22 protein-coding genes are annotated in these 26,121 nt (G+C 72.1%); 10 read left to right on the top strand and 12 right to left on the bottom strand.

What is annotated here, in order from left to right; genetic code table 11:
* A partial coding sequence (locus Raf01_RS31980) for an IniB N-terminal domain-containing protein (protein WP_203921786.1) occupies positions 1–717 on the bottom strand: 717 nt, incomplete at its 3' end.
* Between the two features lie 195 nt (positions 718–912).
* Between Raf01_RS31980 and Raf01_RS31975 the strand changes: the two genes are divergently transcribed.
* The 4 genes from Raf01_RS31975 (at position 913) to Raf01_RS31960 (ending at position 8,479) form a co-directional block, all read left to right on the top strand.
* A complete protein-coding gene (locus tag Raf01_RS31975; protein WP_203921785.1) occupies positions 913–2,322 on the top strand; it encodes an Hsp70 family protein in 1,410 nt (469 codons plus the stop codon).
* Positions 2,323–2,544: 222 nt separating this feature from the next.
* Complete coding sequence (locus Raf01_RS31970) at positions 2,545–5,121, top strand: helix-turn-helix transcriptional regulator (protein WP_203921784.1); 2,577 nt, start codon at positions 2,545–2,547, stop codon at positions 5,119–5,121.
* 375 nt (positions 5,122–5,496) lie between these two features.
* Positions 5,497–6,150, top strand: a complete 654-nt coding sequence (locus Raf01_RS31965) for a DUF6230 family protein (protein ID WP_373319631.1) — start codon at positions 5,497–5,499, stop codon at positions 6,148–6,150.
* A 73-nt stretch (positions 6,151–6,223) separates the two neighbouring features.
* The gene (locus Raf01_RS31960; RefSeq protein WP_203921783.1) at positions 6,224–8,479 is read left to right on the top strand and encodes a DUF6114 domain-containing protein; all 2,256 of its coding nucleotides are present in this window, start codon (positions 6,224–6,226) and stop codon (positions 8,477–8,479) included.
* 60 nt (positions 8,480–8,539) lie between these two features.
* Here the strand turns inward: Raf01_RS31960 and Raf01_RS31955 are convergent, their stop codons facing one another.
* Complete coding sequence (locus Raf01_RS31955; RefSeq protein WP_203921782.1) at positions 8,540–10,219, bottom strand: DUF885 domain-containing protein; 1,680 nt, start codon at positions 10,217–10,219, stop codon at positions 8,540–8,542.
* Positions 10,220–10,308: 89 nt separating this feature from the next.
* Entirely contained in the window at positions 10,309–11,376 is a 1,068-nt protein-coding gene (locus tag Raf01_RS31950) for a PHP domain-containing protein (RefSeq protein ID WP_203921781.1), read from the bottom strand.
* A 161-nt stretch (positions 11,377–11,537) separates the two neighbouring features.
* On the opposite strand from Raf01_RS31950, the gene mtnA reads away from it, so the two are divergent.
* Positions 11,538–12,521 carry an S-methyl-5-thioribose-1-phosphate isomerase gene (gene mtnA, locus Raf01_RS31945; protein WP_203921780.1) on the top strand — a complete coding sequence of 328 codons (984 nt, stop codon included), beginning with the start codon at positions 11,538–11,540 and terminating at the stop codon, positions 12,519–12,521.
* Positions 12,522–12,580: 59 nt separating this feature from the next.
* Here mtnA and Raf01_RS31940 read toward each other — a convergent pair whose 3' ends face one another.
* On the bottom strand, positions 12,581–13,573 hold the full coding sequence (locus Raf01_RS31940; protein ID WP_203921779.1) for a prephenate dehydrogenase/arogenate dehydrogenase family protein: 993 nt from the start codon (positions 13,571–13,573) through the stop codon (positions 12,581–12,583).
* A 1,067-nt stretch (positions 13,574–14,640) separates the two neighbouring features.
* Between Raf01_RS31940 and Raf01_RS50970 the strand changes: the two genes are divergently transcribed.
* The 4 genes from Raf01_RS50970 to Raf01_RS31920 all read left to right on the top strand — a co-directional run bounded on the left by Raf01_RS50970 (position 14,641) and on the right by Raf01_RS31920 (position 16,473).
* The gene (locus Raf01_RS50970) at positions 14,641–15,048 is read left to right on the top strand and encodes a hypothetical protein (RefSeq protein WP_373319633.1); all 408 of its coding nucleotides are present in this window, start codon (positions 14,641–14,643) and stop codon (positions 15,046–15,048) included.
* A gap of 98 nt (positions 15,049–15,146) precedes the next feature.
* Positions 15,147–15,320: a hypothetical protein gene (locus tag Raf01_RS31930; RefSeq protein WP_203921778.1), complete on the top strand. Its 174-nt coding sequence runs from the start codon at positions 15,147–15,149 to the stop codon at positions 15,318–15,320.
* A 179-nt stretch (positions 15,321–15,499) separates the two neighbouring features.
* Positions 15,500–16,024: a tRNA adenosine deaminase-associated protein gene (locus tag Raf01_RS31925; protein WP_203921777.1), complete on the top strand. Its 525-nt coding sequence runs from the start codon at positions 15,500–15,502 to the stop codon at positions 16,022–16,024.
* 14 nt (positions 16,025–16,038) lie between these two features.
* Positions 16,039–16,473 carry a nucleoside deaminase gene (locus Raf01_RS31920; RefSeq protein WP_203921776.1) on the top strand — a complete coding sequence of 145 codons (435 nt, stop codon included), beginning with the start codon at positions 16,039–16,041 and terminating at the stop codon, positions 16,471–16,473.
* 15 nt (positions 16,474–16,488) lie between these two features.
* Here Raf01_RS31920 and Raf01_RS31915 read toward each other — a convergent pair whose 3' ends face one another.
* The 7 genes from Raf01_RS31915 to Raf01_RS31885 all read right to left on the bottom strand — a co-directional run bounded on the left by Raf01_RS31915 (position 16,489) and on the right by Raf01_RS31885 (position 24,414).
* Complete coding sequence (locus tag Raf01_RS31915; protein ID WP_239134093.1) at positions 16,489–17,163, bottom strand: hypothetical protein; 675 nt, start codon at positions 17,161–17,163, stop codon at positions 16,489–16,491.
* 9 nt (positions 17,164–17,172) lie between these two features.
* Positions 17,173–18,378, bottom strand: coding sequence for an ABC transporter permease (locus Raf01_RS31910; protein WP_203921775.1), 1,206 nt, complete (start codon positions 18,376–18,378; stop codon positions 17,173–17,175).
* Entirely contained in the window at positions 18,375–19,208 is an 834-nt protein-coding gene (locus Raf01_RS31905) for an ABC transporter ATP-binding protein (RefSeq protein ID WP_239134092.1), read from the bottom strand. The genes Raf01_RS31910 and Raf01_RS31905 overlap by 4 nt, the downstream gene beginning before the upstream one ends.
* Positions 19,209–19,222: 14 nt before the next feature.
* Positions 19,223–20,524: an efflux RND transporter periplasmic adaptor subunit gene (locus tag Raf01_RS31900; protein ID WP_203921774.1), complete on the bottom strand. Its 1,302-nt coding sequence runs from the start codon at positions 20,522–20,524 to the stop codon at positions 19,223–19,225.
* Between the two features lie 36 nt (positions 20,525–20,560).
* Positions 20,561–22,279, bottom strand: a complete 1,719-nt coding sequence (locus Raf01_RS31895; RefSeq protein WP_203921773.1) for a sensor histidine kinase — start codon at positions 22,277–22,279, stop codon at positions 20,561–20,563.
* Between the two features lie 80 nt (positions 22,280–22,359).
* Positions 22,360–23,049, bottom strand: coding sequence for a response regulator transcription factor (locus tag Raf01_RS31890; RefSeq protein WP_239134091.1), 690 nt, complete (start codon positions 23,047–23,049; stop codon positions 22,360–22,362).
* Between the two features lie 6 nt (positions 23,050–23,055).
* Complete coding sequence (locus tag Raf01_RS31885) at positions 23,056–24,414, bottom strand: efflux RND transporter periplasmic adaptor subunit (protein WP_203921772.1); 1,359 nt, start codon at positions 24,412–24,414, stop codon at positions 23,056–23,058.
* Between the two features lie 189 nt (positions 24,415–24,603).
* On the opposite strand from Raf01_RS31885, the gene Raf01_RS31880 reads away from it, so the two are divergent.
* On the top strand, positions 24,604–25,254 hold the full coding sequence (locus tag Raf01_RS31880) for a hypothetical protein (RefSeq protein WP_203921771.1): 651 nt from the start codon (positions 24,604–24,606) through the stop codon (positions 25,252–25,254).
* A gap of 146 nt (positions 25,255–25,400) precedes the next feature.
* On the opposite strand, the gene deoD is transcribed toward Raf01_RS31880, so the two are convergent.
* Positions 25,401–26,114: a purine-nucleoside phosphorylase gene (deoD, locus tag Raf01_RS31875; protein WP_203921770.1), complete on the bottom strand. Its 714-nt coding sequence runs from the start codon at positions 26,112–26,114 to the stop codon at positions 25,401–25,403.
* Positions 26,115–26,121 lie beyond the last annotated feature (7 nt).

The raw sequence follows: 26,121 nt of genomic DNA, 5'->3' as shown, positions 1-26,121 counted from the left end.
GAGGGTGCCGGTCACGCCCTCCAGCGGACCCACGCCACCCAGCAGGCCGGTGACCTCGCCGAGTGCGGCCGTCGGGTCGCTCAGCAGGCCGGTGACCTCGCCCAGCGCCGCGTTCGGGTCGCTCAGCGTGCCGCTCACCACGCCGGTCAGGTCGCCCAGGGCGCCGTTCGACTCCCCGAGCACGCCGGTGACGGCCCCGAGAGTGGCGCTCGGGTCGCTCAGCGCGCCTGCCGCGATCGATGTGACGCTCGAGACCGTCTCCATCGGGTCCATCCCGTTCAGGTGGCTGAGGTCGGTGCCGCTGGCGAAGCTCAGGTTGCCGAGCAGGCCCGAGGTGATGCCGCCGCTCAGCGACGTGCCGCCGGCCAGGCCGTCCGCGCCACCGATGAGCGAGCCGGACGCCGTCAGGCTGAACTCGTTCGTCGCCTGGGCGGGCAGCTGCTGGGCGAGCACCTGGATCTGCTGCACCACGCCGGCCGTGTCGGCGCTCAGCGCGTCGCTGGTCAGGTTGGTGAGGCTGCTCTCCAGGGTGGCTACGGTCTGTGCAGGCGCGAAGTCGACCACCAGCGGGATCGCCTCCTGGACGTCCTGCACATTGCAGTCGCTCAGCCCCGCGGCGCTGAGCGCGGCGTCGGGGTCGACCTGGAAGGCCATCAGTGCGTCAGGGTTGCTGAGCAGGTTGGACACGAAGTCGTGCAGTGTCTGTGGCGAGTCCATTCAGAGACCTCTTCGAGTATCGGAACCGGGAGCAGGCGACCTGGACCGCTGGCCCGGCGCCGGTGACGAAGCTACGGAGGGTCAACAGGGTGCACATCGGGGATCTCTCCCGTACGGGTGCCACGCCGATAGGGGGTTGAGGGGGCACCGGCCGTTAGGGGGACAGGGGACTGACCCGTGTGGTGGAATCTCGGGATGCCGTACGTCCTCGGGATCGACCTCGGCGGCTGGCGCACGGCAGCCGCGGTGTCCCGGCTGGTCAACGGCGCGTCCGGCGCCGGCGGCTGGACCGAGGCCGAGGCGTTCCCGCTCGGCACCGGCACCAGCACCATTCCCTCGGTGCTCTACGTCCTGCCGGACGGCTCCATCCACGCCGGCGAGGCGGGACAGGCCCTGGCCGGGAAGGGCCGGGCGGTGCTCGGTTTCGGCCGCCGGGTCGGCGATGACGTTCCGTTAATCATCGACGGCGAACCGTATACGGGTCAGGCGCTCCTGGCCTCGCTGGCCCTCTGGGTGGTCGACCGGGTCGAGGAGCGGGAGGGCGGTCGCGCCGAGCACATCGTGGTCACGCACCCCGGTGGTTGGGGACCGTACCGGGTGGAGCTGCTGCACCGGGCCCTCTGGCGGGCCGGGCTGGACGCCGTCACGCTGCTGCCCGCGCCGGTGGTCGCCGCCGAGGAGTATGTCGTCGGGACGCCGGTCGGTGCCGGTGCCGTGCTGGCCGTCCAGGATTTCGGTGGTGGCGAGTCCGCGCTGGTACGCCGGACCGACGTGGGCACGTTCGAGCTGCTCGGCTGCTCGGGCAACGGAGTGGACAGCGACCCCGACGGGTACCCGGGGGGTATCGAGCCGCTGCTGGACGACGCGCTGCTGGGGTACGTCGGCGAGCAGCTGCGGGTCGGCTTCGACTCGCTGGACCCGACCGACCCGCTGGTACGGGACGGGATCGTCCGCGTGCGCGAGGAGTGCGCCGCCGCGCGGGAGCTGCTGACCACGGCGGCCGAGGCGAACATCACGGTGGACCTTCCCCCGTCGCTGGTGACCCGGGTGCCGATCACCCGCGCCAGTTTCGAGGAGTTGGTCCGGCCGCTGCTGTTCACCGCGACCGACGCGCTGCGCCGGATGGTCGCGGCGGCCGGATTGGCGCCGGGGGAGTTGGCCGGCGTGGTGCTCTCCGGCGACGCGGCACGGACTCCGCTGGTCAGTGCCCTGGTCGCCGCCGTCCTGCCGGTACGGGTGGCCGTCGGGCCGCAGCCCGAGCTGCGCGTCGCCAAGGGCGCGGCGCTGGCCGCCCGGTACGCCATCGACCGGCCGGTGAACCTGCCGGCGGCGCGTACCGGCGAGATCGTCGAGTACGGCGACGCCCGCGCCGTGGAACCCGTCGCCGGCCAGGACGTGGAGTACGTCGAGGACTACCGCCCGCGCCCGGATCCCCGCCCGCGTCCCGGCCACCGCCCACGCCCGTACGGCGCCGGGCAACGGTTCGGCGACTACGACGCGGACGACGACATCGGCGAAGCGCCACCGAGGCCGCCCGTCTACATCGCCCCCCTGAACCTGCCCAAGCGGGGCAAGCGGTGGCTGCGCCGCGACTCTCAGGAGTGACCGTTCGGGGTATTGGTCCCGATGCGGACGGTAATGATCGACCTCGCCGGCGTTTTTCTGTAACGCCGGCCGTCCCCGCATCGAAGAACAAGATGACCGCGCGCCGCCGACCGCAGGGCGAGGACATCGTTGAGTACCCAGACCGCTACCCAACGCAGGTACGTGCTTGACCATCAGACCGCCGCACTCTTTGCCGAGGTAACCGCCGATCCCTTCGCTGCCATGGTGGTTGGCGTCGAAGCGCCGGGCGGGTACGGCAAAACGGCGACGCTCGATGAGATGGTCCAGCGCTACCGGCAGGCCGGCGTCGAGGTGGTCGGCGCCGAGGCACTGGGTAGCACCGGGGAGGCACTGGGTCCGGTCGGCGGCGTCGCGGTCGTCATCGACGATGCTCACCAACTTCCGGAGGCGCAGGTCGTCCAGCTGTGCCGGCTGGCCGAGACACCGGGGGCCCGGCTCGTCGTCGGGTACCGGCCCTGGCCCCGGCCGGCGGCGTTCGCCCGGCTGACCGCCACGCTGCGCCAGCGCAGGCCGGCTCTGCTGCTCGCACCGTTCACCACGGAGCAGATCGTCGAGCTGCTCGCCGCGCGGTTCCCGGCCGGGCTGACCGCGGCGAACCGGGCGGCGCTGGCGGACTCCCTGCGTGTGCAGACCGGCGGGGTACCCCGTTATGTGGAGTGGTTGGTCGGCGCGGAGGACGGCGGGGCGTGGCTGGCGGGCGGCGCGAAGTCCGGCGCCGTAAAGGCCGCCGGTGAGCTGCCCGCCCACGTACTGATGCAGTTCCGCCACGACATGGGTCGGCTGGACCTGGACTGTCAGATCTACCTGTTGGCCGCCGAGGCGGGGGTCGCGCCGCATCTCGACCTGCTTGGCGCGCTGCTGGCGCGGGGTCCGGCCGAGGTCTCCGAGGTGGTCGACGCGATCCGGGCCACCGGGCTGCTCGGCCACGACGGTTCGCTGGTACCGGTGGCCCGGCGCGCGGTCGCCTCGCTGTTCCCGCTCGATCGCCGGGTGGCGGTACGCCGCCGGCTGGCGGAACTCCAGATGGACCGGGGCGCCTCGGTCCTCGGCCTGGCCAGGTCGTTGCTCGGCACCGGGGTCTCCGGTCCGGGCGTGGCCGCGGTGTTCGAGGCAGCCGCCGAGGAGGCGCTTCCCGACGAGCCGGCCCTGTCCGCGGCCCTTTTCGCCGCCGGTGCGACCGCCGGCCGGCCGGTCCGCGCGCTGGCCGCCCGCTGGTCGCACGCCGCCGCGCTGTCCGGCGATCTGGGTACCGCGCTGCGCATGGCGGACGAGGTGATCGCCGGGCCACGCCGGCCCGAGCAGGCGGACTGCGCGCTGGTAGCCGCGGCGGCCCTGGCGCACCGGGGTCAGTTGGCTCGCAGCGCCGAGCTCTACCGGTGGTCCGGCACCGGCCCGTCGGCGGCGTTTGCGGCCGTGGGGCAGGTCGGGACCGGCCAGCTCGCCGGCATCGCGCGCAACTTCGACGCGGAGGCGCCGGACGCGCCGCCGACCCTGCTGTCCGGCGCGGCCGCGCTGATGGCACGCGGTGTGCACGAGTCGGTCGGGGGTTCGCCGACCGTCGCGTTGTCCAGCCTCGTGCGCGCCTCGGATCTGCTGGAGCCGGCCGGTCCCGGCGTACTGCTGCCCGACAGCCCGGCCGCGTTGGCCGCACTGATCGCGCTGCACTGCGCCGATCTGAACACCGCCCGCGCGGTGCTCGACCGGGCAGTCGCGGCGCGCCTCGGCGGGACGGTGATGGCCACCCGGCACCGGCTGCTTCAGGCGTGGATCCTGGTCATGCGCGGGGAAACCGCCGCGGCCCGGCAGTACCTGCCGAGCAACCGCGACGCGCTCCAGCCGCGTGACCGGCTTTTCGCGCTCGCCCTCGACGTCGCGCTCGCCAGGCGGGACAGCGACCTGTCCGCGCTGCGCCAGGCGTGGGCCGCGGCAAGCGAGGCTGTGCTGCGCCATCCGGTGGACCTGTTCACCCTGCTGCCGCTCGGCGAACTGGTCGTGGCGGCGGCGCGGCTGGACGATCACACCGGGATCACCGCCCAGTTGCAGGACGCCCGCGCGCTGCTGACCCGGCTGGGCGACCCACCGCTGTGGGCTCTGCCGCTGCACTGGAGTTGCCTGCAGGCGGCCATCATCGGCAATCGACCGGACCTGGCCGAGGAGCACGCCAAGGCGCTCGCGGCGGGCTCCGGACACAGCCGGTACGCCGCGGCTCTCGCTGATGCGGCGGACAGCTGGCTGGCCGTACTCGCGGGGAAGGTCGACCCGGAGCAGGTGTCGGCGGCAGCCCGCGGGCTGCACGACGTCGGGCTGCGCTGGGACGCGTCGCGGTTGGCCGGCCAGGCCGCCATCCGCACGTCCGATCGTCGCGCCATGATCGCGCTGCTCGACTGTGCCCGCCTGTTGCAGGGCCGGCCGGCGGGGCAGCGCGGCACCGACCGCGAACCGGTACCGGACACCGCGGACGACGCCAGCCTGAGCGACCGGGAGCGGGAAGTCGCCGACCTGGTGCTGGCCGGCATGACGTACCGGCAGATCGGCGACCGGCTGTATATCTCCCCCAAGACGGTCGAACACCACGTGGCGCGGATGCGCCAGCGGCTGGGCTGCGCCAGCCGGGGCGAACTGCTCGCCACGCTGCGTACCATGCGCCGGCCGGCACGGCACGCTCAGAACTCCGGAGACCACCCGGATGCCCGCCGGGAAGCGATGGAAGGCGATGGCGTGGCCGCCGTACCAGCTGTCGCGGGGGTTGGCGCGAATGCGGCGGGTGACCTGTCCTGATCCGCGCGTTAAGCCCGCTCTGGTGGGCCGGCTCTGTTATAAAACCGTGACGGTCGCGTCCGAGAGTCACCTGTGGTGACCGTCACAGTAAGAGGCCGTCTCACAAAGCCGATGAAATCCGGCGGTTCCTCGCGGTGGCGCGTCGATCGATATGACGGACGGTGATCCTCCGGAGGGCTCGACTGTTACTCGCGAGTAGCTAGCGGCCTTGAAATCCCGGCTGCCCAAGCGAGAACATCACCGAACGCAGTCGTCGAAGCCGTCGACGTCAGGCGTAGTCCCCGATTTCTTACCCCCATCGCATCTTGTCGCGCGACGTCAGCGCCGGAAGGCCACCGGACCGTCGCGAACGACGTTGCCCACGAGGAGGACCCCGTGAAGGATGCGCAAGGCAACCCGATGTTCGGCCACATCAAATGGCGGCGGTTCGCCGCCGTGTTGGTGCCCGCGGTGGCCGCCGCGAGCCTGCTCGTCGTCGGCATCGCCAACGGCGCGATCCCCGCGTCGTTCGCCGTGTCCGGCTCCACCTTCAAGGTCAAGGCCGCCGAACTGGACGGTACGGGCTTCGTGCAGTACGGCGGCTTTGCCCAGGAAAAGGGCGGGCGAATGATCCCCGGCACCAACATTCCCGACCCGACCGACGCGAAGAACCACCCGGTCGCGGTCTCCGGCATCGCCAAGGCGAGCCTGACCGACATGTGCCAGTCGGTCGTGGTGCCGGGCACGAGCATCAGTCTCGTCATCCACGCCGGCAACAACGGCACGGCCGCCACGGCGACCGACCTGATGATCGACCTGACCCAGCTCAACGGTGACGCCGAGTTCGGCAACATCAGCATCGGTCAGGACGCGTCGACGCTGAACAAGGGCCCGACTGGCGCCCAGGGCCTGCCGGGCTTCTTCGGCCAGCAGGCGGACACCGTAAAGATCACTAACCTGACCCAGATCGCGTGGTCCACCAGCGCTGGCACGTTCAACCTCAACGGGCTCGACCTGCACGTGAGCCTGAACAAGGAAGAGTGCTTCTGACCAGCGGCGCGAGGCCCGCGGAGTTCCTCTCCGCGGGCCTTCTCCTTGTCGCGACGAGAGGCGGGAGGAGCACGTGACAACCGGGTACGTAGTGCCGCCGCCGCGCAACGCGTGGGTCCGGGGCTGGCGGGCGTTCGTCCGTTGGACCCGGGGCCGGCCGTTCTGGGGCGGGCTGCTGACCATCGTGGCCGCGGGGATCTACTTCTACAGCGGCCACATCGGGTTCGCGAACATCAAGATTTCGTTCTCCCAGCAGGAGTTCCTCGGCTGGATGATCCCGCTGATCCTGGCGTTGTGCGGGCTTCTGACGCTGTTCACTCCGGCTCAGCGCATCTTCTACGGTGTTCTGGCTTCGGCCGTGTCGGTGGGCGGGCTGGTCGGCCTGAACCTGGGCGGCTTCGTGCTCGGCATGCTGGTGGGCATCGTCGGAGGCGCGCTCGGTGCCTCGTGGACGCCGGCACCGAGCACCCCCGTTCCGGGCGGTTGGCCGATGGGTCCGGTACCCCAACCGGCCACCGGGCCCGACGCGACCGCCGGGGTCGACTCGGCCGGTGGGCTGGACGCGATTCTCGGACCGGCAGCCACAGCCGGCCACGACACGGCCGGCCACGACGCGGCCGGCCACGACACGGCCGGCCACGACACAGCCGGCCACGACACGGGTGACGGCGGGACGGCTGATAGCGGGACAGCCGGCGACGGCGACCCGTCCTGGCGCCGCTCGTCGCCCGCGCACGCCGCTCCGGACCAGGATTCCGATCCGGTCGAGGAAGAGCCGACCGGATCCCGCTCCAGCGGGCCGCTGGCCGACACGCTGCCGACATCGACGGTCTCGCCGCTGGGGGTACCGGCCCGGACGACCGCGCCGACCCCGCGGCTCGGCGGCCACCGGCCGGGCACCGAGCCGGCAGGCACGTCTTGGTCAGGCACAGGGCGGCCGGGCATGCAACCGCCGGACGCAGCATCGCCCGGCCCAGCGGCGCCGGGCGCCGGACCGGCGGGCACCGGTCCGGCGGGCACCGAGGAGGCGCGGGCCGGCCTTCTGCGGCCGAGCGTCGAGCAGCCGGACGCCGACGAGTCCGGCGGCAGTAAGGAGCGCCCGCCGTCCGGCGGCAGTGAGGAGCCCCCGCCCTCCGGCGGACTGCCCCGACGCAGCCCGCGCGGGCTCGCGGTCATCCTGATACTGCTGACCGTGGGCGCCGTCGGAGCCACCACGCTGCGGCCCTCGGCTCCGGCCGGCGCCGCACCGTCGTGTTCCGAACTGATCGCCTCGCTGATCGGCAGTGCCAGCCCCACGCCCAGCGCCAAGCCGACGGGCGGCAGTGCGGCCAAGGCGGCCAGCGGCGCGAGGTCGAGCGCCGCGAATTCAAGCGCCGCCAACTCAAGCGGCGCGAAGTCGGGTGGCGCGAAGTCAGGTGGCGCGAAGTCGACCGGGACGGAGTCGACCGGCGGGAAAGCGAACCAGGCCGGCACTGGGAAAGCCAACCAGGCCGGCTCCGCCACCGCGGCCGGCGTGCCGTCCTCGTCGGCCGCGCCAACCGCCTCGGGTGCGCCGGCCGGATCGGACGGCGCGCACAGCTCGCTCGGCGGCGCGGTGCTCGGCGTCCTCGATGGACTCGGAAAGCTCCTCGGCATCGGCGACGACACGTCCCCGGAACCGTCCGCGTCCACGTCTACCACGCCGTCGGACACTCCGACCGCCAGTCCGCGGCCGACCGCGACGTCGCAGCCGACCAGTGGCCAGCCGACCGGTACGCCGAAGTCCCTCACCCCGAGCGCGCACAGCTCGTCACCCGCCGCGCACTCGTCCATCCCCGGCAGGAGCGCCGGCCGCGCGGCCAGTGCCTCACCGTCCTCGGCCGACTGCCCCGTAGGCAGCACCGATCCGGTGCCGCCGCTGGATCAGACGGTCGTCGCGGCGAACCCCTCCGAGCAGATCACCGCACTGCTGGAACAGCTCACGGTGACGTACCGGGGTGTGACCGCGCTGCCGACCGCCAACGGCGGCACGGTACGGGTGCTGCAGTTCACCATGGCCAGCTCCTCGTCCACGCCGTTCGAGCTGCGCGTACCGATGGTGACCGGCAACCGCACGCTGTCCTACAAGAGCACCAAGCTCACGGTTTCCGGGCACGTCACGTTCTACACCAGTAGGCTCACCGGCAATCTGCTCGGCCTGATTCCAGTGAACTGGACGCCGGACACCCCGCCGCCGCTGCCCCCGATCCCGATCCCCGGTGCGTTCTTCACGAACGCGACGCTGGACCTGGTGCTCGTCCACGCCGACAAGCTCACCGCCCCGGCGTTGGGGATCTCCTACCTCTCCTGATGTTCCTCAGACGCTGACGCCCCCGGTCAACGGCGACCGGGGGCGTCAGCGTGCAGGGGATCAGATGCGGGCGAGCGCGTCCTTGAGCGGATCCAGGCCGATCGAGCCCAGGTCGAGCGCGGCGCGGTGGAACTCCTTGAGGTTGAAGTCCTTGCCCTTGCGCGCCCTGGCCTCCTCGCGGGCGGTCAGCCAGAACCGCTCGCCGACCTTGTACGACGGGGCCTGGCCCGGCCAGCCCAGGTACCGGTTGAGTTCGAACCGCAGGTTCTCGTCCGGGATCCGGCAGTGGGCGCGAAGGAACTCCCAGCCCAACTCCGGCGTCCACCGCTCGCCGGGGTGGAAGCCGAACGGATTGTCCGCCGGGATCTCCAACTCCAGATGCATGCCGATGTCCACGATCACTCGCGAGGCGCGGAACGCCTGACTGTCGAGCATGCCCAGCTTGTCGCCGGGATCCTGGAGGTAGCCCAGTTCGTCCATCAGGTTCTCGGCGTACAGGGCCCAGCCCTCACCGTGGCCGGAGCACCAGGACAGCAGGCGTTGCCAGCGGTTGAGCAGGTCGGCGCGGACCGCCGTCTGCGCCACCTGGAGGTGGTGTCCGGGAGCGCCCTCGTGGTAGACCGTGGTCACCTCGCGCCAGGTGGAGAAGCTGGTGATGCCCTGCGGCACCGCCCACCACATCCGGCCGGGCCGGCTGAAGTCCTCGCTCGGACCGGTGTAGTAGATGGCCCCGTCCGAGGTCGGTGCGATGCAGCACTCGATCCGCCGCACTTGTTCCGGGATGTCGAAGTGAGTACCGCTCAGGTCGGCGATGGCCCGGTCGGCCAGTTCCTGCATCCAGTCGCGGAACGCCTCCTTGGTCCCGATCGTCCGAGCCGGATCGGCGTCGAGTGCCGCGACCGCGTCGTCGATGGAGCCACCTGGCACGATCTTGTCGGACACATTCCGCATCTCCGACTCGAGCCGGGCCAGCTCGGCGAAGCCCCACGCATACGTCTCGTCCAGGTCGACCCGGGCACCGAGGAAGTACTGCGAGGCGAGCGCGTACCGGTCGCGCCCGACTGCCTGGTTCTGCCCGCCGAGCGGAGCCAGCTCCTCACGCAGGAACCGCCCGAACTCCACGGTTGCCGCGTTGGCGGCCTCGCCGCCGCGCTCCAGATCGGCGCGCAAACCGGCCGGCAGCTCGCCGGCCTGCTCGACCCGGCGTACCAGCGCCGGGTAGAAGTCGTCCGCGTTCGGGTCGGTCCAGCTGTCGCACTGCTTGGCGACCTCGACGATCTGCTTCTGCGCCGAGACGTGCCCGCCGCGCGCCGCCTCCAGCAACGTCTGCTGGTATTCGCCCAGCGCCCTGGGGACCGCGCCGAGCCGGGCCGCGATGTCGCTGGCCGCCTTCTCGCCCGCCAGCGGCATCAGGTCGAACACCGAACGAACGGCGTGCAGCCCGCTGCCGATGACGTTCAGCTCGCTGGTCGTCTCGCCCGCGTCGTACCGTGCCAGAGCCAGCTCCAGGCGCTCCCGCATTGCCTCCTTGGCGACCCGCTCGCGCTCGTTGGCCGGCTCCATCGTGGACAGCTCGGCGAGAGTGCGGCGGTCGAGGTCAGCCTGCGCAGCGTAGCCAGCGAGCGACATATCGGTCAGTTTGTCATCGTATCCGCCGATTCCGACGTAGGTGGACGCGATGGGATCAAGCGGCGCCCATTCTTCGACGTACCAGTTGGCGAGGTCATCAATTCTTCCCACCCGCCGACCCTATTCGACCGGCCCTGAACTGCTAAGTCGTTGAGCGAAGGTCGCGGGGTGGGAAAGGGGGCCCAGCGGCGAGACACGGCCTAGCTGTGGCCGGCGGCCCATGCTACGAGCCGCTCCGCGCTCCAGCTGTTGACGACGTTGGCGACCGGTACGGCACAGCGTGCGGCACGTTCGCAGCCGTATCCGAGCCAGTCGAGCTGCCCCGGCGCGTGTGCGTCAGTGTCGATGGAAAACCGGCACTCCGCCTCGACCGCCAGGCGCAGCAACCGCTTCGGCGGGTCCAGCCGGTCCGGTCGACAGTTGATCTCGACCGCCTTGTCGTGCTCGGCGCAGGCGGCGAAGACCGCGTCGGCGTCGAACGTGCTCTCCGGCCGCGATCTGCCCTCCCGGTGCGCCCGGTCGCCGCCGCCCTTGCCGCTACGCGCGGCCAGCCGCCGACCGGTGCAGTGCCCGAGGATGTCCAGGTGCGGATTGGCGATCGCGGTGAGCATCCGCCTGGTCATCGCGGCACTCTCCGCACGGAGTCCACTGTGGACCGATCCGACCACGATGTCGAGCTGTGCCAGCAGGTCCGGTTCCTGGTCGAGTGAGCCATCCGGGAGGATGTCCACCTCGATGCCGGTCAACAGCCGGAATCCCTCGGGCAGGGAGTCGTTGATGGCGGCCACCATGGCCAGTTGCTCGCGCAGCCGGCTCGGGGACAACCCCTGCGCGACGGTCAACCTCGGCGAGTGGTCGGTGATGACCAGGTACTCGTGACCGAGTTGCACCGCGGCCAGTGCCATCTCCTCAATCGGCGACCCGCCGTCCGACCAGTCCGAGTGGCTGTGGCAGTCCCCACGCAGAGCGCGGCGCACCGTCGTCGCCGCCTCGTCCAGGTCGACCGTCGATGTCGCGACCAGCCGGCGGAGGTACACCGGCTCCTCGCCGGCCAGCGACTCGGCCACGCAGCGCGCGGTCACCTCGCCGACCCCCGGCAGCTTGGTGAGGCTGCCGTCGGCTACCCGCGCGGCGAGTTCGCCCGGTGCCAGCGCGCCGATCGCGGTGGCCGCCGAGCGGAACGCCCGCACCCGGTAGGTCGCCTCGTTCGCGCGCTCCAGCCGGAAGGCGATCTCGCGCAGGTCGGCTACCGGGTCGCGGGCGCTCATCGGCCGCCCCGGGCCGGCGCCGTCCGAGGTCGGCCGGCCTCCGTACCGGGCATCCTGTCGGGATCGGACATGCCGTCAAATCTACCGGGGCGCCGGATCGCCCCGCCCGCGCCGCTCGGATGGCGTTCGGCGTTTTGACCATCCCCGCGTACCGTGTGGGCGTGCGGACCATCGACTGGGTGAACGACGCCGTAGAGATCATCGACCAGACCGCGCTGCCCGACGAGCTACGCACTCTGAGACTGTCCACTGTGGAGGAAATGGTCGACGCGATCCGCCGGCTGGCGGTACGGGGTGCCCCGGCTCTCGGGGTCGCCGGTGCGCTCGGTGTGGCACTGGCCGCCCGACAGCATCCGGACGATCCCGAGCAGCGTGCCCGGGCGGTCGCGGCGGTCGAGACCGCCCGGCCGACCGCGGTCAACCTGGCCAGGGGCGCGCGTCGCGCCGCGCGGCGGCTGCCCGAAGGGCCGGACGCCGTACTCGCCGAGGCACTTCTGGTACGGGACGAGGAGATCGCCAGCTCCGAGGCGCAGGGACGGCTCGGTGCCGACCTGGTCGCCTCGATGTGCGATGGCCCGGTCCGGGTGCTGACCCACTGCAACACCGGCGCGCTCGCCGCGGTCGTCGGCGGCACCGGGCTGTCCGTGGTCGCCGAACTGCACCGGCGCGGCTCGCTGCGCGAGGTGATCGCCAGCGAGACCCGGCCGCTGCTCCAGGGTGCCCGGCTCACCGCGTGGGAGCTGGGCCGGCTGGGGATCCCGTTCCGGGTGGCGGTGGACGGCGCCGGAGCGTTCCTGATGAGTCGCGGCGAGGTCGACGCGGTCATCGTGGGGGCCGACCGCATCTGCGCGAACGGGGACGTCGTCAACAAGGTGGGTACCTTCGCCCATGCGCTCGGCGCCCGGCGGGCCGGCATCCCGTTCCTCGTGGTCGCGCCCGAGTCGACGGTCGACCCGGACACGCCCGACGGCGGCGCGGTTGAGATCGAGGACCGGGGAGCCGATGAAGTGCTCGCGTTCCGGGGCGCCCGGACCGCTCCGGCCGGCGCGGCAGCGGTCAACCCGGCGTTCGATGTGACGCCGGCCGACCTGGTGACGGCGATCGTCACCGACCAGCGCGTGATCACCCCGCCGGTCGTCGGGTAGACCCGCCCGCGGCGGGGGCCTGTCCGGCTCGACGGATCAGCGGACGGCGCCCTGCCGGCTCAGCGGATCAGCGGGCGGGCGGCGGTGACCGTGCCCCGGTCGTCCGCGACCGCGATGACCCAGCCCCCGGCGCGCCCGAGCCGCAGCAGCACATCCGGGTCGGCGGGCAGGGCGACCGGCTCGCTCGGCTCGCCCGGCCAGCCGGCTCGCGCCGCCGTACCGGTGGCGAACCAGGGCATCAGCTCGCCGATCGGGTCGGCGCCGTCCAGTGCGGCTCTCGCCGTACCCAGGAGGGACAGCACCCGGTCGAGCGTCGGGCCGACCGCGTCGGCATTGCCCCCGGTCATCGCGGCGCTCAGCGCCGGTGGGCTGGCAGCCACCCGGGTTCCGTCCCGGAACGACCCGGCGCCGAGGCTGAGCGCGAGCGGGTCGGCGGCCGCGACGGTGGCCAGCGCGGCGGCGAGCAGATGGGGTACGTGGGACACGGCCGCCACCGCGCGATCGTGGTCGGCGGCGGTGGCCGGTACGACCCGGGCGCCCAGGGTCGTGATCAGCGCGGCCAGGGTGAGCCAGTCGGTCAGTTCGGTCTCGCCCGGTTCCAGGCAGAGCACCCAGGTGCAGCCGTGGAAGAGGCGCGGATCGCTGGCGGTGAAGCCGGACGTCTCCCGGCCGGCCATCGGGTGCCCGCCGATGAATCCGGGCAGCCGGCCGAAGCGGCGGGCCCGTTCGTTGACCCGGTCGCGTACCGGCCCCTTGACGGATGTGACGTCGGTGAGCAGGCTGCTGTACCCGATCCCGGCCAGCTCGTCGAGGACCGTACCGACGGCGGGCAGCGGGACCGCGAGCACCACCAGCTCGGCATTGGCCACGGCGTCCCGCACCGCCCCGGCGACCTGCCAGCGCTCGCCCTGTGGTGCCCGGGCGGCGGCGGTACGGGCCACCGCGCGGGTGGCCGGGTCGGCGTCGTACCCGAGAACGGCGTGACCTCCGGCGGCGAGCGCGCGCAGCAGGGATCCGCCGATCAATCCAAGGCCGATCACCGCAGTCCGCACGGCGGCCACTCTCCCACATGTCGTGGGCAGCCAGGACATGAGGTACCCGTGGCCAACCGCGCGCCTGACCGCGCTCCCGGACGCGCCGGGCGGACCCGGCGGCGCCGGGCGTGTCGCGCCCGACCGCCGGGTGTGTCGCGGGCTCACCGGTGGGGGCGCGTCCGGCGCGGCGGCCGATCTGCGTCCGGTCTCCGGTGGCGGCGCATCTGCCGCGGCGGCCGCCGGTCGTCGTCTGGATCCGCCGCAGGCCGGCCAGGTACTCCGAGACATGGCCTAGGCTCATGGTCGGAGGGTGACGGATGACCGAGCCGATCGAGAACCACCGTCTGGGCGACGAACCCGGCCTCGGCTGGGCGCAGCCGGACCGGCCGGACAGCGCGTCCGGCCCGCCCGCCAGCGCGTCCGGCCCGCCCGCGTCGCCGCAGGCGGCGGGAGAAGCGGCGCCGGCGGGAGGAGCGGTGCCGACCCGGATCACGCTGCCTCCGGGCATCCGCCCGATCGTGCCGCCCGGATATGTCGACGACTCGGATCCCACTGTCGATCAGTCCTGGGCACACGTGACCGGCTCCGCCGGTGCGGACAACCGATCCGCGCCGGGCCGGCCAGCCCCGCCCGCCGCCCCCAATGGGCCCAGCGCCCCCAACGGGTCTGCCGCCCCCAATGGGCCCGGCGCCCCCAACGGACCTTCCGCTCTCAACGGGCCTTCCGGCCCCGCACGGCCCGGCGGCCCATCCGGCACCGGCCAGCCTGGCCAGCTGCAGCCCGGCCACCCGCAGCCCGGCTGGGCACAACCCGGCCAGGGGCAATCGGGGCAGGCCGTTGCCGACCGGGCCTGGGCCGCCCCCGGCTCGTCCTCGCCGGGAAGCGCCACCGGTCCGGTGAGCGGCCTGGGTCAGGGAAACGCCACGTGGCCGGTGAGCGGCCCAGGTCAGGGGAGCGCGGTCAGCGGCCCGGGTCAGGGGAGCGCCACGCGGCCGGTCAGCGGGCCCGGTCCGGGCTGGGCCGCCCCGCAGGGTGTCCAGAGCCAGCCCGGCGTCCAGGGCTGGGCCGGCACGGGTACGCCGCGGATGCCGGGCGGTCCGGGATGGCCCGGTACGCCCGGCTGGCCCGGCGCCCAGGGAGCGCCGGGCTGGCCCGCGCCGACCACCCGTGCCCCGTCCGGGCTCTTTCCCTCCGGACGTCCCCGGCCGACCTACCGCGAGCCGCATCCGGTGCGGCGGCCCGCCGTCGCCGCCGGAGCTGGTTCCGGCGCCCTGTGGATGCTGCTCTTCGGCCTGCTCGCCTCGAATGCCCGCGGATATGCCTGGCTGAGTATCAGCGCCGGCCTGGTGGCCTGGCTGACCGCCCTGGCACTGGCCAGGTACGGCGACCGCGGAGTGGCGGTCGGCATCGCCATCAGCAGCGCGGTCGGCGTCGGTATCGCTGGGATTGTGGTACTCGCTCGGTTCGCCGGCGGTCACTGGCTGCTGTGGTGACGTTGCCGTTCGTGCCACGTCGGTGACCGTACGTGTGTTTACACTCGCGCAACGGCACCGGCTTGACGAAGCCGTCCCGGACCGGCAATCTCGGCTCCATGGCTCAGACGTTGCAGCGGCTTGACCCCGACCGCCGGCGCCGGCGGATCCGGCTCCTCGCCGAACTCGCTGACGCTAAGGCCGTGCGTGACCGGGTCGCGCCCCGCCAGGCATACGTGAACCAGGTGCGCGAGCTGATCGCCGCCCGCCGCCGCAGCGCCCGGTGGACCTGAGCCGCCACCACCCCAGACAAGGCTCGCGAGTGTGATCAGACTCCGATTCGGGCCGCGTTCTCCCGGTGGATGTGCCCTGCACCAGATACCGTCACGCTTAACGACCGAATAGGCTGAGGGTCACCTGTGCCGCCGCGGCTGTGCGGCTCACACGCCAAGACCTTCCACCCGGGGGAATCGTGTCCTACTTCGCTGCCGCGGTGGTCCGCGGATCCGGCGGCTGGGCCGCCGCCGAGATTGATCTGAACGGTGCTGCCGACGTTGACGAGGTGGCCGACCGCCTGCGCGATGTCGATCCGGACGCCGACGTGTCGCTGCTGTTCGTCGAGTCCGACGACGCGTACCTGGCGATCCTGCGCCTCGATGACGCCGAGGACCTGAGGGTCTTCGGCTCAGACTCCGCCTTCGCCGAGGAGTCCCGGCTCGGCGCGCTGCTGCTCGGTGAGGTCGACGAGCCGGCGCTGGAGATCGACGAGGTGACCAACGAGCCGGCCGAGGAGCCCGAGGAGGAGCCGGACGAGCCGGCAGGGGAGCCCGACACCGACCCGGTGGGGGATCCGGATCTGCTCGCCGACCTCGGGATTCCGGCACGCCAGTTGCTGGAGCTGTGCTCGTCCGAGGGGATGCTGCCGTCGGACGTGACCGCGGAGGTCTGCCTCGTGCTCGGCTGCGGCGACGAGATCGAGGAGCTGCGCGAGGTGTGAGATACGAGCCGTGGATGCGACGTGCGCTCCAGGTCGCCACGGCCGCCACGGTCGACGCCGGTGACGTGCCGGTCGGGGCGGTGGTCTACGCCCCCGACGGCGCCGAACTCGCCGCTGCCGGCAATCAGCGCGAGGCTGCCGGCGATCCGACCGCGCACGCCGAGATCGTCGCGCTGCGGGCGGCCGCGGCACGGCTGGGTTCCTGGCGCCTGACCGGCTGCACGCTGGTGGTCACCCTGGAGCCCTGCACGATGTGTGCGGGCGCACTCGTCCTGGCCCGGATCGGCACGCTCGTGTTCGGCGCGTGGGAGCCCAAGACCGGCGCGGTGGGTTCGCTGTGGGACGTGGTACGCGACCGGCGGCTGAGCCACCGTCCCGAGGTTTACGCCGGGGTACTGGGCGAGGAGAGCGCCGCGCTGCTCCGGGCGTTCTTCGGCGGCCAGCGTTGACCGGCCGCCGGAGCGCTACTTGGTCTTGGTGATCGATGTCGCGTTGACCGACCCGTCGCTGCCGGTCTGCCCCTGAATGGTGACCGAAGTGCCGGGCGCCAGATCTTTGAGCGAGCCGGCCTGCGGGACGGTCACCGCGGTGGAGCCGGTGGTCTTCACGATGACCGTCTGCCCCTGCGGCGTGGTGATGTAGACCGTGTCGCCGTCCACCAGCTTCACCGTGCCGTTGGTGGCGCCGCCCTGGCCCCCGCTGCTCTGCCCGCCGCTGTTCTGGCCGCCACGCGCCGTGCCGCCACCGGCTCCGCCCGCGCCACCGGTCCCGCCGAAGCGGCCGCCGAAGCCTCCGGCCGCGAACGGGTTGCCGCTGGGGAACGCGGCCGGCCGGCCCGTCCCGCCGTTCGGGGTACCCCAGTGCTTCTCCACCTGCGCGCCGCCCACGAAGCCCGCGACGAGCAGGACGAGGCCGGCCAGCGCCACGGTGGTACGGCTGGTCCAGCGCCGCGGCGCGACCGCTTCCAACTGTTCGGACAGGTCGTCTGCGAACGGATCCTGGCTCAGGTCGACGTCGTGCGCCAATTCCGCCCCGGATCCGGCCGGCGTGTCCGGCGCATCCGTCGCGAGCCCTGCCGTCGTGGCGCCGATCGGGTCCAGCTCAGCAGTATCGTCTGCGTGCCGTGCGTACGGGTTCATCGTGCATCCCTATTCATAGCGAAGCGCCTCGATGGGTCGCAGAGCCGCCGCCCGGCTTGCCGGGTAGCTGCCGAAGAACAGTCCAATCACGACAGACACCCCCACGGCCAGCAGGATGGAGGCCGGTACCACGACGGGTTTGACCCCGACGATGGTGAACTGGCTGCCGATCAGCGCGGCGGCGACTCCGAGCAGGCCACCGATCACGCTCAACACCGTGGCCTCGACCAGGAACTGGGCCAGTACCGTACGGCGGGGCGCACCGAGTGCCTTGCGGATACCGATCTCCCGGGTCCGTTCGGTGACCGTGACCATCATGATGTTCGTGATGCCGATGCCGCCGACCAGCAGGGAGATGCCGGCGACCGCACCGAGCAGGACGGTGAACGTCTGCGCGGTGTCCGCCTGGGTGGACAGCAACTGGGCCGCGTTGAGTACCCGGAAAGGTTCGTTGGCGGTGTCGGTCACGTGCAGCTTGTCGTTGAGGATGGCGGTGACTTCGGTCTGCGCCGCGTCCACCGAGTCCGAACTGGTCGCCTGCACGATGATCTGGTTGAGCGGACCATACCCGGTCAACGACTCCTCCACCGCGGTCAGCGGCGCGAGCGCGACATCGTTCGGGTCGGTGAAACCGGTGCCGTCCTTGTTGCCCAGCACGCCGATGACGGTGAACAGCGTGCCGTTGACGGTCACCTGCTGGTCGATCGGGCTGACCGTACCGAACAGGTCGTCGGCGGTGGTGGAGCCGATCAGGACGACCTTGCGGGCCTCGTCCACGTCCTGCTGGGTGAACCCGGATCCCTTGGCGACGCTGTAGTTCTCCGCCGACAGGTACGACGGGTACGTGCCGATGAACTGCGGAACGGTGTGGCTGGTGCCCTCGTACGCGGTGTCCTCGGACGTGGTGACGACCGGCGACACGCTCTTGACGTGCGGAGCGGTGCCGTGGTCGCTCAGCGCCGGTACCAGGCTGCTGGTCAGCGAGAAGTCCTGAGTGGTCGCGCCGGTGCTCCGGCCGCCGCCGCTGATGGTCAGCGTGCTGCTGCCCAGTTGCGAGATGCGGTCCTGCACCTGCTTGGCCGAACCGTTGCCGACCGCGACCAGCAGGATGACCGCGGCCACGCCGATCAGCATGCCCAGCACGGTCAGCCCGGAACGCAGCTTGTTCGCGGTGACACCGCGGATGGCGAACCGGATGGTCTCGAATAGATTCACGCATCCACCGCCTGTGCCAGGTGTCGGGGTTGCGGCAGCGGCGCCTGCCGGGCGTCCTGGACGATCCGCCCGTCCACCAACCGGATCAGCCGGCGCGCGTGCTCCGCGACGTCCGGCTCGTGGGTGATCAGCACGATCGTGCGACCGGAGCGGTTCAGCCGGTCCAGTACGCCGAGCACGTCCGCGGTCGACTGGGTGTCCAGGTTTCCGGTCGGTTCGTCGGCGAGCACCAGCGCCGGTGCCGTCACCAGAGCGCGGGCCACCGCGACCCGTTGTTGCTGGCCGCCGGAGAGCTGGTTGGGTTCGTGGTTCTCCCGATCGGCCAGGCCGACCAGCGCCAGGGCCGCGCGGGCCCGGCGCCGCCGCTCGGCGGACTTCAGTCCGGCGTACGCGAGGGGTAACTCCACATTAGACAGCGCGCTGGTGCGTGGGATCAGGTTGAACGACTGGAACACGAAGCCGATCCTCCGGTTGCGTACCAGGGCGAGCTGCCGATCCGACAGCCGGCTCACGTCCACCCCGTCGAGCAGGTACCGGCCCGAGGTCGGGATGTCCAGACAGCCGAGGATGTTCATCAGGGTCGACTTGCCGGAACCGGAGGAGCCCATGATGGCGACGTAGTCGCCGCGCTGCACGGTCAGCGACACGCCGCGCAGGGCGTGTACCGCGGTCTCTCCGGCGCCGTACGTCTTGATCAGGTTCCGTACGTCGAGCACCGGTCGCTCGAGTCCGGACTGCTCGGGTACGGGGCGGTTGCCCGTCACGGTGTGGCCGCCCTGCCTGTCGGGGTTCATTTGCCGGCCCGCGTCCGCCGGTCGGTTCGCGCTCATCCGCCTGCCGAGCCTCATCCGCCGGCCCTGCCGCCGCCCGCGCCGCCGCGGAACCCGCCCGCGCCACCGCCACCGAAGCCGCCGGCGCCACCCAGACCGCCGGCCCCGCCGAACCCGCCGGCGCCACCGAACCGGCCGGCACCCGTGCCGCCGGCCGTGCCGGTACCGGTCGCCGGCGTCAACTCGACCGTCTGTCCCTGAGTGAGCCCGGACGTCACTTCGTAGAACGAGTCGCCGGTGACGCCGACCTGGATCCGTACCGTGCTGGTACCGGTCCCGGACACCACCTGCACCGTGTGCACCCCGCCGGCACTGCGCACCGCCGCCAGCGGTACCCGCAGAACGTTGTCCGCCTCGGCAGTGGTGACCTGGACCGTGGTGGTCTGGCCGATGCGCGCCCCGTCCGGCACTGTGTCCATGCTGACCGTCACCGCGTACGAGTTGACCCCGCTCGAGGAGGTCGCGGTCGGCGAGATGGTTGCCACCTTCCCGGTGGCCCGGGCGCCGGACAGGGCGCTCCAGGTGATGTTCGCGGTCTGGTCGACCTTCAGCTTCGCGGCGTCCGCCTCGGCGAAGCTCGCCGATACCTGCATCTTGGTCAGGTCGGCGATCTGCACGAAGCCCGACGAGCTGCTGCTCGACGAGGAGGAGGACGAGGAGGACGAGGAGGATCCGCCGGCCCCACCGCCACCGCCGTTGCCCCCGTTACCGCCGCCGCTCCCACCGGCTCCGGATCCTCCGCCGGAGGAGGTCGCGGAGGAGCCGGAGCCGGACGGGTTACCCACAGAGCCATTGACGGCGATCACGGTACCGGCGATCGGCGCGGTGAGTACCGTGCCGTTGACCGCCCGCTGATCGGCGTCCACGGTTGCCTGTGCCGAGGCGACCTGCGCATTGGCCGACGAGATGGTGGCCGCGTCGGAGGTCGTCGACGATTCCGCCCGGGACAGCGAATCCTTCGCCGCCTGGAGGTTGGCTTTCGCGGTGTTCAACGTCTCCTGAGCCGCGCTCGGATCCACCTTGGCCAGTTGCTGGCCCTTGGTCACGGTGTCGCCGACCTTGACGTCGACCTCGGTGACCGTACCGGCGGTGATGAAATCCGCCCCGGCCGTGTTCGCGCTCTGTACGGTGCCGGAGGCGGACACGGTCGCGGTGACCGGTCCGGTGTCGACCGTGGCATGGGCGCTGCCGGAGCCGCGGCTGTTGGCGGAGGATGGGGAGACCGCTATGGTCTGGTATGCCCACAGGGCACCGGCAATGGCGAGCACGCCCAGCCCGGCATTGACCCACAGTGTCGGACGACGCCACACACGCATGGCCGATATCGTGAACGTGAGCGCTGGGAACTGACCTCAGATTTGCTCGGAACTGCCTTGGAGTTCGGGGCTCGCCCCGGGTTCGGCCTCCGCCGCGACCGTCTCGTCCCCCGGGGCCGGCTCGTCGCCTGGGCCGGGCTCAGCTCCGGCGATCGGCTCAGCTTCGGTGATTGGCTCAGCTCCGGTGGCCGGATCGTCTTCGGCGATCGGCTCGTCGTCCGGGTCCGGCTGGGCGGGCAGCAGCACCCGGAACCTCGCCCCCTCACCCGGCGCCGTCCACAGCTCCACCCGCCCGCCGTGAGCCTGCACGATCGCGGCCACGATCGACAGGCCGAGGCCGGCGCCGCCGTGCGCCCCGGGTTGGTGGCGGACCCGGCTCGGATCCGCGCGGTAGAGCCGTTCAAAGGCGCGTCGGGCATCCTCCGGCGACATGCCCGGGCCGGTGTCCACGACTTCCAGCGCGGCGACCGGCTCCCCGGGCGGCAGGGCCGCGCCGACCGCCGCGACCGGCGGGTCGGACGACTGGTCTGGGTCGTGGCGCGGCGTCAGACGCGCCGAGCCAGACCAGTCGGAAGCGTCCAGCTGGGACAGTGGACGGCCCACCCGTACCTCGACGCGCGCGTCGTCCGGCGTGTGCGCGAGGGCGTTCGCGACCAGGTTCGTCACGACCTGCCGCAGCCGCGGCTCGTCGCCGAGGACGGTCACCGGCTCAAAGGTGTCGTACGAGTCGTCCAACGCGCCCAGCCCGACGAACCTGGTGGGTACCCGCACATGCGCGTCGCGTACCGCGTCGGCCGCCACCTCCAGCAGATCCACCGGGTGCTGCTCCAGCGGCCGCTCCTCGTCAACCCGGGCCAGCAGCAGCAGATCGCCGACCAGCAGCCGCATCCGGCTCACCTCGGACTCGATCCGGCCCATGGCCTCGTCAAGCGCCGGGCCGGGCGGGGCGCCTCCGCGCCGGTACAGCTCGGCGAAACCCTGGATGGACGTCAGCGGGGTACGCAGCTCGTGGGAGGCGTCCGCGAGGAACTGTCTCAGCCGCTGTTCGGACGCGGTACGGGCGGCCAGGGCGCTTTCGATCTGGCCGAGCATCCCGTTCAGCGCGGTGCCCAGGCGCCCGGACTCGGTGTGCGGGTCGGCATCGTCCACTCGCGACAGCCGGGCGCCGCCGGGGCGGTCCGGTTCCAGCGCCACGTGGTGCAGGTTCCCGGCCGCGATCTCGGCGGCGGTCTGTTCCATCCGGGTCAGCGGGCGCAGCCCGATGCGCACCACGGTCGCCGCGGCGAACCCGATCAGCACCAGCACTAGGGCGCTGACCGGTACGTCGATGAGCAGCAACTCGTCTTCGGTGCTCTGCACGTCGGCGAGGGAGACCGCACTGACCAGGTACCCGGGGCCGAACGCGGTGTCCGGAAGGTACGTCACCATCACCCGCCACGAGTTGACGGTGTAGGGATCCGTACCGGCATGGGCCTTCAGTGCCGTGAACCCGCCGAGGTCGGGATCGTCCGCCGACGGTTTCGCGACCGGCGTTCCGTCGGCGTGGTACCCGAGGAACCGTGCATCCGGTCCGAACGGCCCCCGCCGTGCCGGCGGGACGGCGTTGCGGTTGAGGCCATTGCGGGACAGCAGCCGCTGCTCGCCCTGCAGCTGGGCGTCGATCCGGTGGATGAGCTGGCCGCGCAGCAACAGCATCCCGGCCACGTCGGTGACCACGATGCCGATCGCGGCGAGCGTGGCGATCGCCACCACCATCCGGGTCCGGAGCGTCCATTCGCGCCACGGCCGGACACGCCGCGCCGACGACCGCAGCCGTCCGGCCCGGCGCAGCATCTTCACGCCCTGTCGGCGGGCGGCAGGCGCAGCGCGTACCCGACGCCGCGCACGGTATGGATCAGCGCCGGCCCGGCTCGGTCGATCTTCCGGCGCAGGTAGTACACATAGGACTCCACGATCCGGCCGTCGCCACCGAAGTCGTAGCTCCACACCCGATCCAGGATCTGCGCCTTGCTGACCACCCGACCGGCGTTGGTCAGCAGGTACCGCAGCAGGTTGAACTCGGTCGGCGACAGGTCGATGGGCCGGCCCGCCCGGCGTACCTCGCGAGCGTCATCGTCCAGCTCCAGATCGGCGTAGTGCAGCAGGCCCTCGGTACCGATGCCGTTGCGCCGCAACACCGAGCCGACGCGCAGCACGAGATCCTCCAGGCTGAACGGCTTGGTCACGCAGTCGTCGCCACCGATGGTCAGGCCGCCGGAGCGCTCGGCCGTCCAGGCCCGCGCGGTCATAAACAGCACCGGCGTGCGCCCGCCGGCGCGCAACCGCTGGGCCACCTCGTACCCGTGCAGGTCCGGCAGGACCAGGTCCAGTACCACCAGGTGGGGTAGGAACTCCCCGGCCGCGCGCAGCGCCTCTTCCCCGGAGTGCGCCATCCGCACCTGGTAGCCGCTCAGCCGCAGCGTGGCGGCGACCAGCTCACAGACGTTCGGTTCGTCATCGACGACCAGGATCCGGGTTGCGGCCACGGTGGCTCACCGGCCGCCGACGACCACGGAGTCGCCCTGGGACAGTCCCGACTGGATTTCCGTGTACTGGTCGCCACGGAGTCCGATGTGGACGTTCCGTTGCTGGTCGTGCCCGTTTTCCCGGACCGTCACGGTACCGGTGTCGTTCACGATGCCGGTGACCGCCGACGAGGACACGAACAGCACGTTGTCCACCGACTGGGTGGTGACCGCGACGTCGGCGCTCTGCCCGTACAGCAGGTCAGCCGGCACCTGGTCGAACGCGATCAGCACGGCGTAGCGGACCAGCCGGCCGGACGTGGTACCGGCCGGGGAGACCTGGGAGACCTTCCCGGTGTACTTCTGGCCGGCCCGGTCCGGAAGCGTGATCGCGGCCGGCTGGCCGATCGCGAGGTGCGCCACGTCGGCCTCGGTGAACTGTGCGGTGACCTCGGTGTCGTTCACCCCGCCGAGGGAGATGAACGGGGTGCTGCCGGGAGCTTCCGAGCCGCCGACCGTACCGGCGACCGAGAGCACCTTGCCGGCGACCGGCGCCGTGATGACCGTACCCGTCAGCTTCGCCTGCGCCTGTGTCAGCGCCAGCCGCGCGTTGTTGAGCTGTTGCTGGGCGGAGAACACGCTGTCGGTGGAGCCGCCCCGCCCGCCGGAGCCGCCGGAGCCGCCCGAACCACCGGCCGACCCGCAGCCGCCCCTACCGTTGCCGGCCCCCGGGGCGCCCCCGGTTCCGGTTCCGGTACCGGCTCCGCGTCCCGGCTGGCCGGACTGGGGCTGCGTGCGGGTACCGGTCGCGGTCGGGTGCGCCGTCGGGGAGGTCGACGGGTGGCCGCCGGACGGCGGGCTCGGCGACTTGGTCGGCGAGGGCGAGCTGGTCGGGCTCGGTGACGGCGAGGAGGAGGTCGGTTCGCCGGCCGACCCCGGCCGGTACGCGGCCGCGACCATGCACCCGCCGGTCGACGGTGTGGGCGTCTGCTCCGCCGTGTCGAGCGCGTTCTGGGCCGAGTCGACGGCGTCCTGAGCCGAGTCGACCGCGGTCTGCGCGTCGGCATTGTCGATGCGGGCCAGCACCTGGCCGGCCGTCACCGATTGGCCCGGGCGCACGTCGACCTCGCTGACCGTGCCGCTGACCGCGAAGCTGAGGCCACGGGTCGCCACCGCCTGTATCGTGCCGGCCGCCGACGCGGTCAGCGACACCGTGCCGCGCCGTACCGTCGACATCGTGCTGGCCGCGGCCTTCGGGCTGGCGCTCTGTCCACCGGCCATGACCACCGCGATGACCGCTGCCGCCGCCACCACCGCCACGCCCGCCGTGGTCCAACGCGCCACCCGTGTACGCGGCAACCGCACGGCACCCAGTCCGAGCCTCATATCGCGGGAGTCTTGCCGCTCGTTGTCGCGATTCGCTCAGTGCCGCCTTGGAGCTACCTCAAAGCGGCCGGCTGGAGATTCCGAGCTGTTTTCGAGGTACGTGTGACGCCCTATCGAGGCGCGGCCGGTTGCATGACCTCGCCCCGCGTGAGCATGGCCACTCGGGCGGACCGGTGATGGGAGGCCACGGTGAGGTACCGGACGCGAATGACCGGCCTGGTACTGGGATTGGCGACGACCGGGGCCCTGCTGGCGGCGGGACTGGCCGGTTGTGGCGGCGGATCCAAGCCGGCGAGCGGCGCCACGCCCGGCGGCGCACCGAGCGGAGGACAGCAGCAGCTGCAGGCGTACATCAGCTGCCTGAACCAGCACGGCGTGCACATCACCCTGCCCAGCGGCCGGCCGAGCGGGTTCCCGTCTGGCTTCAACCGCTCCGGTAGGCCGACGGCCCGGCCCACCGTCCGCCCGTCCGGCGCCCGGTCCGGCTTCCCCCGCGGCGGGAACGGCGCCGGAGGTGGATTCGGTGGCGGCTTCGGCGGCATCTTCGGCAACGGCGGCCAGCCGCCGACCGGCGTCTCCCAGGCCACCTGGGAGGCGGCCCAGCAGGCGTGCGCGAGCGTCGAACCCAGCTTCGGTGCCGGCGGGCGCGGCGGGTTCCGGGGCGGCGACAACGGCGCCAACGCCGCATACCTGAACTGCCTCCGCGAGCACGGCGCCGTCCCGTCGTCGGGCCCGGTCGGCCGCCTCAACACCGCCGATCCGGCGATCGCCGCCGCCGTCAAGACCTGCGAGCCGCTGCGCCCGACCGGCCAGCCGAACCCGGGATCATCGACCGGATGACGCATCGCCCGGATGATGCCCGGCCCGCCGGCTCGAATCCGCGCCGGCACCGCTGACCCCGCCGGGTCGCCGCTCCAACCCACCCCCGAGAGCTGCGACCCGGCGGTCACCATTTCTGGTGTCCGCCGGATCAGGCGACTGCGGGCTCAGGCGTCGGCGACCACGGTGTCGAGCGCGACCTCGACCATGTGCGCGAACGTCTGCTCCCGCTCGTGGGAGCTGGTGCTCGCACCGGTTTTGATGTGGTCGCTGACCGTCAGCAGGGTGAGCGCCCGGGCCCGGAACCGCGCCGCCAGCGTGTACAGCGCCGCCGACTCCATCTCCACCGCGAGTACGCCGTACGCGGCCAGTCGGTCGAACAGGTCCGGGCGGTCGGTGTAGAACGCGTCCGCGGCGAACACCTGGCCGACGTGCATCGGCAGTTCCTTGTCGGCGGCCACGTCCACGGCCTTGCGCAGCAGCTCGAAGCTGGCCACCGGGGCGTAGTCGATGAGACCGTCGAACCGAACCCGGTTCATCGCCGAGTCGGTGGACGAGGCGCTGGCCGCGACGACGTCGCGCAACTGCAGCTCCTCGGTGAGCGCCCCGCAACTGCCGACCCGGATCAGAACCCGGGCACCGTAGTCGGAGAGCAGCTCGTGGTAGTAGATGGACGCCGAGGGCATGCCCATCCCCGAGCCCTGTACGGACACGGACACGCCGTGGTACGTGCCGGTGAAGCCGAACATGTTGCGCACGTTCGAGTAGCACTTGGCGTCCTCGAGGTACGTCTCGGCGATCCATTTCGCGCGCAGCGGATCGCCGGGGAGCAGGACACGGGGCGCGATCTCGCCGGGCTTGGCGCCGATGTGGGTACTCATGCCCATG

The organism is Rugosimonospora africana (genome assembly GCF_016862975.1).
In the GTDB taxonomy this organism is placed as follows: domain Bacteria; phylum Actinomycetota; class Actinomycetes; order Mycobacteriales; family Micromonosporaceae; genus Rugosimonospora; species Rugosimonospora africana.
Note: the sequence above shows the minus strand (reverse complement) of the source record. Positions and strands in the feature narration are given on the sequence as shown.

Coding starts and splice junctions, on each gene's coding strand:
- Raf01_RS50970 (WP_373319633.1), top strand. CDS start 14,641: ATGCCGGGCGGTCCGGGATGGCCCGGTACGCCCGGCTGGCCCGGCGCC.
- Raf01_RS31975 (WP_203921785.1), top strand. CDS start 913: ATGCCGTACGTCCTCGGGATCGACCTCGGCGGCTGGCGCACGGCAGCC.
- Raf01_RS31970 (WP_203921784.1), top strand. CDS start 2,545: ATGGTGGTTGGCGTCGAAGCGCCGGGCGGGTACGGCAAAACGGCGACG.
- Raf01_RS31950 (WP_203921781.1), bottom strand. CDS start 11,376: ATGAGCGCCCGCGACCCGGTAGCCGACCTGCGCGAGATCGCCTTCCGG.
- Raf01_RS31920 (WP_203921776.1), top strand. CDS start 16,039: ATGCGACGTGCGCTCCAGGTCGCCACGGCCGCCACGGTCGACGCCGGT.
- deoD (WP_203921770.1), bottom strand. CDS start 26,114: ATGAGTACCCACATCGGCGCCAAGCCCGGCGAGATCGCGCCCCGTGTC.
- Raf01_RS31900 (WP_203921774.1), bottom strand. CDS start 20,524: ATGCGTGTGTGGCGTCGTCCGACACTGTGGGTCAATGCCGGGCTGGGC.
- Raf01_RS31905 (WP_239134092.1), bottom strand. CDS start 19,208: ATGAGCGCGAACCGACCGGCGGACGCGGGCCGGCAAATGAACCCCGAC.
- Raf01_RS31915 (WP_239134093.1), bottom strand. CDS start 17,163: ATGAACCCGTACGCACGGCACGCAGACGATACTGCTGAGCTGGACCCG.
- Raf01_RS31930 (WP_203921778.1), top strand. CDS start 15,147: ATGGCTCAGACGTTGCAGCGGCTTGACCCCGACCGCCGGCGCCGGCGG.
- Raf01_RS31895 (WP_203921773.1), bottom strand. CDS start 22,279: ATGGTGGTGGCGATCGCCACGCTCGCCGCGATCGGCATCGTGGTCACC.
- Raf01_RS31885 (WP_203921772.1), bottom strand. CDS start 24,414: ATGAGGCTCGGACTGGGTGCCGTGCGGTTGCCGCGTACACGGGTGGCG.